The organism is Aestuariivita boseongensis (assembly GCF_001262635.1).
Taxonomy (GTDB): Bacteria; Pseudomonadota; Alphaproteobacteria; order Rhodobacterales; family Rhodobacteraceae; genus Aestuariivita; species Aestuariivita boseongensis.
The window spans coordinates 1-10,117 of sequence record NZ_JXYH01000078.1; the positions used below are offsets into that span (position 1 = coordinate 1).

Below are 10,117 nucleotides of genomic sequence, written 5' to 3' on the forward strand. Positions count from 1 at the left end.
AGTTCAGTTGGGGAGGCTCAGTGATCGTTAAGCGGTTGATGGTCGGCTTACTTGCCGTTCTTGCGGTCGGCGCCCTTGTTTTTGTTTGGATGCTCAATACGCGGGTCGATCTTTCGGCCTTCGACAGCCTTTACGCGCCGCGGGCCGAGGATGGCGTCAGCGTCCAGTTTTTTGGCACCTCCAGCCTGCTGTTTGCGGACGCGGACACACGTATCATGATCGACGGTTGGTTCTCTCGGCCGTCGACAGTGTCGATCCTGTTCGGCGAAATCGCGCCCGACCTCGAGGCGATCGATGCGGGGCTCGCCCGACTGGGCGATCGGGATGTGGATGCACTCATCCCGGTTCACACCCATCTTGACCACGCCATGGACGTTGCCGAGGTTGCCAAGCGCACCGGAGCGCTTCTCGTCGGATCCGACTCCGCGGCCAATATCGGACGCGGCGGCGGCTTGCCTGAAAGTCAGATCAGGGTTGTCACCGACGGTGACACGCTTCGCTTCGGTGATTTCACCGTGACAATGATCGAAACCGGGCATTTCCTCTCACCCAATCCGTTATTTCGGGAGACGGATGTGCTGATCGAGGATACGCTCAGCCCCCCGGCCTCGGGGTGGGCGTACCGTCAGGGAACGGTTTTCTCTGTCCTGATCGAACATCCCGAAGGCAGCGCCCTTATTCATGCAAGCCCGGGGCTGAAGGAGGGTGCCTTTGCAGACATCGACGTTGACACGCTCCATCTTGGTATTGGCGGGCTCGCCAGTCAGACAACAGACTATCAAGCTGCTTTATGGCGCGAAGCCGTCTCTCTGCCCAAGCCCGAAGGGCTTTATCTGATCCATTGGGACGATTTTGAGCACTCTCCCATGTCCATTGATCCGGGCGATCCGCCAGGTGCCCTGAATCTGTTTTGGGATGGCGTCTTTGGCATGAAATCGAAGGCCGGAATCGAGGCCGTTCTCACCCGTGCTAAGGCTGAGGGCGTTCACGTGGCGCTCCTGCCCATGTGGACGCCTGTCGATGCCTTCCACGTCGCGGGGCACTCCTTTGGCGAGTGATTGGCGGCAGCGGGTGACGCGCTCAAGCGCGCATCGGTACGTGCCGACGCCCGCAGTCTGCCTCGCGCCGCAAGGGCGCGGTCGGCGCGCCGCCTGGCACTTGCGTTCTATCTGAAACCCATCGTCGTGCTCATGCCAGACTTCAAACCCGGTGCGGGTCATGTTGCTGCCCGAGTGGCCGGGCGCAGAACGATTTAAGCCTTGGACCGGTCAATGATGTGGCATGCAACAAGCGTGGCACCTGCTGCGACAAGCGGCAGCGAGACGCCAAGCAGGACAACAGGCGCCGCCCAGGCATCGAAGAAGACCACCGATCCAAGCCCCGCGAGCATGATCAGAATACCGCCCGCAAGCTCCCATCGGAACGCGATGTAGACGATGATAAAAAGGAAAAGCCACGGCACCGAGTTCGGCAGATTGCGGATCACCGCGCCAATGCCTTGGCCATATTCGGCGGCACCTGACAGCCACGCGAAGATGAACCAAAACAGCGCAAGAGCCACAAGCAGAGTGCGAACCACAAGACGCAGAATGCGGACTGTCGCGGACGCACTCATGGACCCGCCTCCAGAAAGGCGCGAACCGCAGCCACACCTGCCTCTGGCTGATCGACGAACATCATGTGGCCGGCGTATTTGATCACGACATCGATCACAAGGTCACCACATGCCGCTTTGTGGTGGACGCCGCGATGGGTTTTGGAGCTGATCACAAAGGGCATCATCCCGGCTGCGGCGGAGGTCAGGCCGCGTGCGAAAAGGAGATGCGCGGCGCTGACGGCGACACCCCTAGCGACACGCGCCAAAGCTGCCATAAGTCTGATAAATGTCACAATCGGGAACGAAGCGGACTTCGGATATCCCTCGGATTGCAGCGCCAGGGCGAACGGCAGAACGTTTTGATCGAAGCGGCCTTTGAAGCCCTGTCTTCTGCGATGACATGGCGGTGCGAAATCCTCTCCTCCACTCTGCAGATGGGCATGCACGCAGAAGGAGCCCACCGACAGCGATCAGGGCGGGGGTGGCGCCATCGCCCATCTGACGCGCAGACATGTCAAGGCAGGGAAGGATCACGGCTTTTTTTGAGCGCCGACGCAGACTGCCAACGGTCGGACACGTCGGCCCTGGCATACAGATCGCCAATTGGGCGCGCACCGTGCCAATCCCCTAACCCGTCAATTCAGGCAATGCCGATACCGTGAGCGACAGACGGGCGACATGTGCCTCGACATCACGCCCCTGGCGCGCAGGTGTTCTTTCAGTGCATTGCGCATACCAAGGGCTGTGAGCGTGGTGCTTGCAACCCAAGCAATGGCGGCAACGCCTTCGAATACGGTTTGCCAGTCGAGGCCGATCCATCGGAGATCGCTCAGCACATTGGCGAGTACGAAAAGCGCACAAACCGCGTGAAGCACCTTCAGCGATACACGCGGCGGTTTGTGACAAAGACTGTCCGCCAGGCTTTCGAGGACGGGCCTTTCGCCGTAGTCTGCGCTCGCGAACGCGCTGCCCCGCGGTTGCGACGTGATCAAGCTGATTGCAGCGCGGGCGTTCTACCGGACCCGCCGGCATATGGGCCATGACGTGATCATGGCGATGGGCGAACTGGCCCGAACCTTTGAAGCGCCCCGCTAAGGGATGATCGAGGTGGCCGACCCGCTTGGTGCCGTTTTCTGGCGCGTTGGGATCAAACTCGAGATCCCGCACAAAGGTCAGCGTCAGACAACCAAAACACCGATGTTGCCAGGGGATGGCGGGTGGGACGTCATGTGGATCACGTTCCGCGACATGGGCGCCGTCTACGGTGTGGCACGTCCACATCCTCGTGGACGGGAAGCTTGGCAGATTACGGCTGCCTGTGGTGGTTCTGACGCCGGTGCCGCTGACCTTCTTCGGGACCATGATCGACCACTGGCAGTTCGGCGCGCCGTTGTCGGGGCCCCTTTTTGATCAGGTTCATCGTGCTTGTTGGCATCATCCTGCGGAATTCAATCCTGTTCACAACCCGCGCGGCGATGATCGGCGCGACCGTTATCCTCGTCGATCCAGTCTTTCAGTGTCTGGCAATATCACTGCATTTGGGCCTGATATCGTCGACCACTCTCATAATTCCGGTCATTCCGGCAATCCACTGGATCGCCAAGACCTGATGCAGGTAACGCTCAATTCGGAACGCCCCAGCAATACCATGTGTCATGACTATGACAACATGGATTGGCAGGGGTCAAAGAGTGCATCCAATTGCCCCAATTTGCTTGTTTTTTGCCCGGGCCAGTCTGGCAAACCGGACGCCGAGTACTTATGGTGCGCGCTGCGGCCCCGTTCCGAAAGCCGGTGGGCCGAAGGAGTACATTCAATGCCCTTAAACGCAGCCACAAAGGCCGCGCGCCTGTCCGTCGCGCCCATGATGGACTGGACCGACCGGCATTGCCGGTATCTGCACAGACTGCTTTGCCGCAATGCCCTGCTCTATACAGAAATGGTCACCGCGCCTGCCTTGGTACGTGGCGGCGCTTTGCATTTGCTGGAATTCAGCCCGGAAGAGCATCCCGTGGCGCTTCAGCTGGGCGGCTCGGACCCGGTTGAGCTGGCCCATGCTGCGCGGCTGGGGCAGGCGGCGGGCTATGACGAGATCAACCTGAATGTGGGCTGCCCGTCGGACCGGGTGCAATCGGGCTGCTTTGGCGCGGTTCTGATGGAACGGCCGGGCCTTGTGGCCGAATGCGTGGCCGAGATGCGCGCGGCAGTCGACATCGAGGTCACCGTGAAATGCCGCATCGGGGTCGATGATCAAACCCCCGAAGAGGTGCTGCCCGAATTTCTGGCCCGCATTGTCGCGGCGGGCTGTGAGCGTGTGACGATCCACGCGCGCAAGGCGTGGCTGCAGGGGCTCAGCCCGAAGGAAAACCGCGATATTCCACCGCTGGACTATCCTCTGGTGCACCGGATGAAGGAATATTTTCCCAACCTGCATATCTCGATGAACGGCGGGATCACCTCGCTTGATCAGGCCGAAGAGCTTCTGGCGGCTGGAATGGACGGTGTTATGATCGGACGCGCGGCCTATCATCAGCCGGCCGATATCCTGTGTCAGGCCGATCGGCGCATCTACGGGGCCGGGGAAGACAGCGACCCTGTCGAGGCCGTCCGCCAGATGCTGCCCTATATCGAGGCGCATCTGACAGCCGGAGGGCGATTGCACCAGATCACCCGGCATATGCTGGGTCTGTTTGCTGGTCGACCCGGTGCGCGGGGCTGGCGGCGTATGCTGTCGGAAGGGGCCGCCAAAGCCGGTGCGGGGCCCGAGCTGGTCGAAGCGGCGCTGACACAAATCCCGTCGGTGGCCGAGACAGAAGCCGGTTGAACTGCCCCCAGTTTTCAGAGACATGACAGGCATGGTTGATACAGGTCTTCTTTTGCAGATGCTGGCGCTTTTGCTGGTGATCGGCGGCATTGCGGGTGTTCTGGCAGGCCTTCTTGGCGTGGGCGGCGGCATCGTTCTTGTGGCGGCATTTTATTATGCGTTTCAGACGCTTGGCTATGACAGCCCGCAGCTGATGCAGATCTGCCTTGCGACGTCTCTGGCAACGATCGTGGTCACGTCCCTCCGTTCGGTGCTGAGCCACAACAAAAAGGGCACGGTGGATTGGCACGTCCTGAAAACCTGGTCGCCGGGCATCACGATCGGCGCGGTTCTGGGCGTGCTGGTTGCCGCGCAGCTGCGGTCTGAAACGCTGCTGGCGGTGTTCGGAATCCTTGCCGTCACGGTCGGGCTGTATATGGCCTTCGGGCGCAAGGATTGGCGGATGGGCGACCAGATGCCCCGCGGAATCGCACGGGCCGTGCTGTCCCCGATCGTGGGGTTCCTGTCGGTTCTGATGGGGATTGGCGGGGGCAGTTTCGGCGTGCCGCTGATGACGCTTTACGGCAAGCCCATCCACCAGGCCGTGGCCACGGCGGCTGGCTTCGGGGTGCTGATCGCGGTTCCCTCGGTGATTGCGTTTCTGTTCGTGCCGGTCGATCCGGCGACGCGTCCGCCGGTCACGATTGGTGCGGTCAATCTTCCGGCCTTTGCCATCGTGATCGCCATGACGCTTGTCACGACGCCCTTGGGCGTACGGTTGGCGCACAGGCTGGATCCTGCTCCGCTTAGACGCATCTTCGCTCTTTTTCTGATCCTTGTGGCGCTGAACATGCTGCGAAAGGCACTGGGGTGGTAGCAGCGCTGGCCGCCCGTGGCTGGACCCGGTTCGGCTGGGACAGTCGGACGGCGGCCTGGGCGCAGGCAGCATACACGGCGGGGCGCAGGGCGCTTGAAGATCCCGCGCTTTCCCATTGGTATCAGTGCGAAAACACCTGGTTTGTTGGTGTGGATGCATTGCCGAATGACCGCAGCGGCGGCCTTGGGGACGTGCCGCTTGCAGGCGCGGCGATCGAGGCAATCACGGCCGGCCTGGGCCCTGTTCCCGATCTGCACCGGGCGCAGCTTTCGGTGATCTTTCCGGGTTATCCCAAGCCGCGCAAGGGCGAGGGGGAGGCTGCGTTCCGATACCGGCTGAGGCGCGATGGGGCGCATGTGGATGGTCTGCTGGCGGAAGGGCCTGACAAACGGCGGTATCTGCGCGAAGCTCACGCCTGGATCCTTGGACTGCCGCTGACCGACTCTCATCCAGGCGCCGCGCCACTGGTTGTCTGGGAGGGCAGCCATCTGATCATGGCGAAGGCTTTTGCAAAAGCCTTCGGCGGCGCACAGTCCGAAACCTGGGGCGAAATCGACGTGACCGAGATCTATCAGGCCGCCCGCCGCGAGGTGTTCGATACCTGTGAAAGAGTGGTTGTGCACGCCAAACCCGGAGAGGCCTATCTGGTCCACCGATTGGCCCTGCATGGCGTGGCCCCTTGGACGGCGCCGGACGGGCCGGGGCGCATGATTGCCTATTTCCGGCCTAAACTGAAGGATCAAGCGCGCTGGGCAACAGTTTGAGTTTTCAGCATGAATACGGGCGCCCCGGACTTGATCCGGGGCCTCTTGCCGCCTGACGAGATCCCGGATCAAGTCCGGGATGCGGGAGAGGTCTTAACGGGCCAGACGGGCTGCGCGGCCGCCGCGGCGCTTGGCCAGACGCGGGGCGCGGTCTGGTAGTTCGTCCATGATGCGCGTGCGCGTATCGGGATCCATTTTGGACCACTGGGTGATCTCGTCAATCGTGCGGTAACAGCCGGTGCAAATCCGTTCTTCGGGATGCACGACGCAGATCTGAATGCAGGGCGACTGCACTTCGTTGCGTTTCCAGATCTGGTCTTTCATGCGCTGCCCGCCTCACCGATAAAGCGCATCCGATCCAGCGCTCCTTGCAAGATATAGCTTGCGGCGACGTGATCAATAACCTCTGCGCGACGTTTTCGGGTCGTATCCGCCTCGAGCAGGGCTTTTTCCGCCGCCACGGTGCTCAGCCGTTCGTCCCAGAAGGTGAGCGGCACATCTGTCAGCCGCTCCATGTTCCGCGCGAAGGCGCGGGTGGATTGGCAGCGCGGCCCCTCGGTTCCGTCCATATTGCGCGGCAGGCCCAGAACCACGCCGCCAACTTCGCGATCTGCGATGATCTCCAGAAGCCGCGCCGCATCGGCGGTGAACTTGCTGCGCCGGATCGTTTCCATCGGCGTCGCGGAACTCAGCAGCCGGTCGGACAGGGCAACGCCGATGGTCTTGGTACCCAGATCAAGGCCCATGATGGCCGCGCTGCGGGGCAGGGCGGCTTTGAACGCTGCGATCTCCTGGAAAATCACGGGATCAGCCCGGCCTGGCGCGCACCGCCGCGTATGATCTCAAGCGCGGCTTCGTTATCGGCAAAGGTCACCAGCGCGTTGTTATAGACCGAAATCGCGTCCGCCTCGCGCCCCAGCACGCCCAGCGATCCGATCAGCCGGGCCCATTCCTCGGGCGGGCCGCCTTCGGTGGCAAGCCGGCTGGCCAGCCCTGAGACCATCCCCTCGATCATCTCCATCCGGTCTTCGGCGCTCATATCGCCTGCGGCGTCCATCTGTTCCTGTGAGGGGCCGGGCAACACATTCGCCTCGGGCAAGACGAAATTGTTAACGCCAGCGCGAAAGGCCATCTCTTCGATCTGCAGGCGAATGGGTTCGATCCACGGCGCGCCTTCGGGTCCTTCGCCGAGAAGTTGCCGCCACATGGCAAAGGCCTGATCCGGCCGTCCGTTCTGCGCCAGCATCAATCCGATGTAATAGCGCGCAGGCCCGTTGCGCGGGTCGATCTGCAGCGCGCGGGTCAGCGCATCCTCCGCCCGGGGAGAGACATAGCCGCCCGCCGCCAAAATCAGCATATCGGCGTAATCGGTCCAGGCCGCCGCCGTCACAGCCGGGCCCATCAGTTCGATCACCCGCGCCTGCGCCTGATAGGCGGCGGTGAAATTGCCCAAAGCGCTTTCATTGCGCGCCAGAAGGACATGGCCCTGCAGATCGTCAGGCCGTGCGGCGACGGTTTCCCGCAGCCGCTCCATCAGGGCCACGAAATCCGGGCTGACATCGCTGCGCTGGCTTTGCGGGGGAAGGGACGCTTCGGCCTCTTCCTGGCTGGGGCGATTGGCGCGCGCTTCCTCGGCCAGTTCCAGCCGGTCGGCCAGGGCCAGATCGCCATAGCCGGGCGCGCCGATCTCGTTGTAAAGCGCCAAGGATCCGCCAATCAGCAGGACACCGGCCACGACCGCCGCAGCCAGCGCGCCGCGCCCCCGCGCGCCGCCCTGGGCGGTTTCCGCCTGTACCTGCGCATCCGCTGCCAGAATCCGGCGCGACACCTCCGCTCGGATCCGTTCGGCGTCTTCCCCACTGAGTACGCCGCGCGCCAGATCGCGCTCCACCTCTTTCAATTGGTCGCGATAGACACGCAAATCATAGGCCGCAGCAGGTTCCGCCCCCGCACGCGATCGCATCAGCGCAAGGCCCAGAACAAAGGCCACTGCAAGGGCCAAAACAGAGGTCAGGATCCAAAAAGTCATGGCTTTCACTTATAGGGGCCACCGCCGCGAAAAAAGGGCAAAAAACGTCCCTGCGGCAACCATGTCGCAACTGGATGATATTGCGACGGTTGGGGGCGTGGTCCAATCTGTATGCCGCGCGATATGCGTCACTAGGGAACCAACCGTCCGGATTCGTGATATGAGACGATATTCAGCTTTTGCCGTCGCCCGCGAGGCGCTGCGTTACCATTCGGGATGGGAGCGCGCCTGGGCCTCGCCCGAGCCGAAAAAGAAATACGATGTGATCATCATCGGCGCCGGCGGGCACGGGCTGGCCACGGCGTTTTATCTGGGCAAGCGGTTCGGCATCAAGAACGTGGCCATCCTGGAAAAGGGCTGGCTGGGCGGCGGGAATACGGGCCGGAACACGACGATCATCCGGTCGAACTATTTGCAGGATCCCTCGGCGGCGATTTATGAGAAATCCCGCTCGCTCTACGAGACGATGAGCCAGGATCTGAACTATAACGTCATGTTCTCGCCCCGTGGCGTGATCATGCTGGCCCAGACCCATCACGAGGTGCGGGGATATCAGCGCACGGCCCATGCCAACGCGTTGCAAGGCGTGAAGACCGAATATATCGGCCCCGAACGCGTGAAAGAGCTGGTGCCGATCATCAATATCAACGGCCCGCGCTATCCGGTTCTGGGCGGCCTCTGGCAGGATCGCGGCGGAACCGCGCGCCATGACGCGGTGGCCTGGGGCTATGCGCGGGCGTGTTCGGATATGGGCATGGACGTGATCCAGAAATGCGAAGTCACGGGCATCCGCCGGGAAAGCGGGCGCGTGGTGGGCGTGTCGACGTCGAAAGGTGAGATTGACTGCGACAAGCTGGGCATCGTCGTGGCCGGCCATTCCGGCGTGCTGGCCGATTTGGCGGGTTTCCGTCTGCCGATCGAATCCGTGGCGCTTCAGGCGCTGGTATCAGAGCCGATCAAGCCTTGCATGGACGTGGTGGTGATGGCCAACACCGTGCACGGCTATATGAGTCAGTCGGATAAGGGCGAAATGGTCATCGGCGGCGGCGCGGACGGGTATAACAACTACACCCAGCGCGGGTCTTTCCACCATATCGAGGAAACCGTGCGCGCGCTGATCGAAACCTTCCCGATGATCTCGCGCCTGAAGATGCTGCGCCAATGGGGCGGCATCGTGGACATGACCGGCGACCGGTCGCCCATCCTATCGAAAACGCCTGTGGATGGCGTCTTCATCAACTGCGGATGGGGCACCGGCGGGTTCAAGGCGATCCCCGGTTCGGGTTATGGTATGGCCGAACTGATCGCCAAGGGATCGTCGCCGCTGACGGATGCGTTCTCGCTTAACCGGTTCAAGGAAGGCCGGTTCATCGACGAAAGCGTGGCCGCCGGGGTGGCTCACTGATCATGATTGGGCTTCAGGCACATAAGGCCCGCCCCGCGCGCGCGTTACCGGCGGCGCAAAGGCCGCGCGTTGGGGCGTTCCTGCGGGCATTCCGGGCGCAGGCTGTAGGCCAATGCGCTCAGGCCGAAAAAGCCGCCAATCGCCAATATCAGATAGATCTGTTCCATGACACCGAGATGGGAGGCCGCGCGCCGCTCTTCAAGGCGGGGGCGGTCGAAACCGCTGATTGGCCTGCAGGGGCAGGGGCCATGCGCCAATTCCTGCCGAGCGGGTTTGGAGCGGCAACAGCTTGCCGTTCGCGGACGCAGAATGCGGCCAGCCTTGGCCGATCCGGGCAGACGGCGTCTGGCGGCATTGATCGGCCCGGCGCAGATGCGATCCTGAGATCCTCACTGATGGAGGATCTCTCATGGACGAATTCTCGACAACCCGCCCTCAACATCTGCGCAACGAAGGCGGCAGTGGCTGGACGATTGCTGCAGTCCTGCTGGTTCTTCTGCTGGTCGTGGCCATCATCGGCCTGGGCAGCACGGGCGGCCCGGTACCGTCGGGCGACGCGGGCACCGCTGGGTCTGCCCAGCAGGCCGTTCCTCTCCCGGTGGAATGACGGATACCAGGCTGGCGGGCGCGCGGCTGCGCCCG

13 protein-coding genes are annotated in these 10,117 nt (G+C 62.5%); 7 read left to right on the forward strand and 6 right to left on the reverse strand.

Annotation, left to right across the window (positions count from 1 at the left end; translation table 11 throughout):
• Window positions 1-1,058 (forward strand): MBL fold metallo-hydrolase (locus TR61_RS18580; RefSeq protein ID WP_216595442.1); only part of this gene is annotated, 1,058 nt, incomplete at its 5' end.
• A gap of 194 nt (window positions 1,059-1,252) precedes the next feature.
• On the opposite strand, the gene TR61_RS18585 is transcribed toward TR61_RS18580, so the two are convergent.
• The gene (locus tag TR61_RS18585; RefSeq protein WP_050932031.1) at window positions 1,253-1,615 is read right to left on the reverse strand and encodes a DUF7670 domain-containing protein; all 363 of its coding nucleotides are present in this window, start codon (window positions 1,613-1,615) and stop codon (window positions 1,253-1,255) included.
• Window positions 1,612-2,043 (reverse strand): hypothetical protein, encoded by a 432-nt coding sequence (locus TR61_RS20050; RefSeq protein ID WP_157440984.1) that lies wholly within the window; start codon window positions 2,041-2,043, stop codon window positions 1,612-1,614. The genes TR61_RS18585 and TR61_RS20050 overlap by 4 nt, the downstream gene beginning before the upstream one ends.
• A 960-nt stretch (window positions 2,044-3,003) precedes the next feature.
• Between TR61_RS20050 and TR61_RS18600 the strand changes: the two genes are divergently transcribed.
• The 4 genes from TR61_RS18600 to TR61_RS18615 all read left to right on the forward strand — a co-directional run bounded on the left by TR61_RS18600 (window position 3,004) and on the right by TR61_RS18615 (window position 6,041).
• Entirely contained in the window at window positions 3,004-3,207 is a 204-nt protein-coding gene (locus tag TR61_RS18600) for a hypothetical protein (RefSeq protein WP_050932034.1), read from the forward strand.
• A gap of 206 nt (window positions 3,208-3,413) precedes the next feature.
• Window positions 3,414-4,421, forward strand: a complete 1,008-nt coding sequence (gene dusA, locus TR61_RS18605; protein ID WP_050932035.1) for a tRNA dihydrouridine(20/20a) synthase DusA — start codon at window positions 3,414-3,416, stop codon at window positions 4,419-4,421.
• A gap of 31 nt (window positions 4,422-4,452) precedes the next feature.
• On the forward strand, window positions 4,453-5,277 hold the full coding sequence (locus TR61_RS18610; RefSeq protein WP_050932041.1) for a sulfite exporter TauE/SafE family protein: 825 nt from the start codon (window positions 4,453-4,455) through the stop codon (window positions 5,275-5,277).
• Entirely contained in the window at window positions 5,271-6,041 is a 771-nt protein-coding gene (locus TR61_RS18615; RefSeq protein WP_050932036.1) for a hypothetical protein, read from the forward strand. The genes TR61_RS18610 and TR61_RS18615 overlap by 7 nt, the downstream gene beginning before the upstream one ends.
• A gap of 93 nt (window positions 6,042-6,134) precedes the next feature.
• Here TR61_RS18615 and TR61_RS18620 read toward each other — a convergent pair whose 3' ends face one another.
• The 3 genes from TR61_RS18620 to ccmI are packed head-to-tail and all read right to left on the reverse strand — an operon-like array spanning window position 6,135 to window position 8,070.
• Complete coding sequence (locus TR61_RS18620; RefSeq protein ID WP_050932037.1) at window positions 6,135-6,365, reverse strand: DUF1289 domain-containing protein; 231 nt, start codon at window positions 6,363-6,365, stop codon at window positions 6,135-6,137.
• On the reverse strand, window positions 6,362-6,787 hold the full coding sequence (gene ruvX / locus TR61_RS18625) for a Holliday junction resolvase RuvX (protein ID WP_050932042.1): 426 nt from the start codon (window positions 6,785-6,787) through the stop codon (window positions 6,362-6,364). The genes TR61_RS18620 and ruvX overlap by 4 nt, the downstream gene beginning before the upstream one ends.
• Window positions 6,788-6,840: 53 nt before the next feature.
• Window positions 6,841-8,070 carry a c-type cytochrome biogenesis protein CcmI gene (ccmI, locus tag TR61_RS18630; RefSeq protein WP_050932038.1) on the reverse strand — a complete coding sequence of 410 codons (1,230 nt, stop codon included), beginning with the start codon at window positions 8,068-8,070 and terminating at the stop codon, window positions 6,841-6,843.
• Window positions 8,071-8,230: 160 nt separating this feature from the next.
• On the opposite strand from ccmI, the gene TR61_RS18635 reads away from it, so the two are divergent.
• The gene (locus TR61_RS18635; protein ID WP_050932039.1) at window positions 8,231-9,475 is read left to right on the forward strand and encodes a sarcosine oxidase subunit beta family protein; all 1,245 of its coding nucleotides are present in this window, start codon (window positions 8,231-8,233) and stop codon (window positions 9,473-9,475) included.
• Between the two features lie 44 nt (window positions 9,476-9,519).
• Here TR61_RS18635 and TR61_RS20530 read toward each other — a convergent pair whose 3' ends face one another.
• Window positions 9,520-9,642, reverse strand: a complete 123-nt coding sequence (locus tag TR61_RS20530) for a hypothetical protein (protein ID WP_281178083.1) — start codon at window positions 9,640-9,642, stop codon at window positions 9,520-9,522.
• Window positions 9,643-9,884: 242 nt separating this feature from the next.
• On the opposite strand from TR61_RS20530, the gene TR61_RS18640 reads away from it, so the two are divergent.
• Entirely contained in the window at window positions 9,885-10,082 is a 198-nt protein-coding gene (locus tag TR61_RS18640; RefSeq protein ID WP_050932040.1) for a hypothetical protein, read from the forward strand.
• Window positions 10,083-10,117 lie beyond the last annotated feature (35 nt).

Bases quoted from the DNA above. Each gene is read 5' to 3' on its own strand.
- ccmI (WP_050932038.1), bottom strand. From the start codon at position 8,070: ATGACTTTTTGGATCCTGACCTCTGTTTTGGCCCTTGCAGTGGCCTTT.
- TR61_RS18635 (WP_050932039.1), top strand. From the start codon at position 8,231: ATGAGACGATATTCAGCTTTTGCCGTCGCCCGCGAGGCGCTGCGTTAC.
- TR61_RS20530 (WP_281178083.1), bottom strand. From the start codon at position 9,642: ATGGAACAGATCTATCTGATATTGGCGATTGGCGGCTTTTTCGGCCTG.
- TR61_RS18620 (WP_050932037.1), bottom strand. From the start codon at position 6,365: ATGAAAGACCAGATCTGGAAACGCAACGAAGTGCAGTCGCCCTGCATT.
- dusA (WP_050932035.1), top strand. From the start codon at position 3,414: ATGCCCTTAAACGCAGCCACAAAGGCCGCGCGCCTGTCCGTCGCGCCC.
- TR61_RS18610 (WP_050932041.1), top strand. From the start codon at position 4,453: ATGGTTGATACAGGTCTTCTTTTGCAGATGCTGGCGCTTTTGCTGGTG.
- TR61_RS18585 (WP_050932031.1), bottom strand. From the start codon at position 1,615: ATGAGTGCGTCCGCGACAGTCCGCATTCTGCGTCTTGTGGTTCGCACT.
- ruvX (WP_050932042.1), bottom strand. From the start codon at position 6,787: ATGGGCCTTGATCTGGGTACCAAGACCATCGGCGTTGCCCTGTCCGAC.
- TR61_RS18640 (WP_050932040.1), top strand. From the start codon at position 9,885: ATGGACGAATTCTCGACAACCCGCCCTCAACATCTGCGCAACGAAGGC.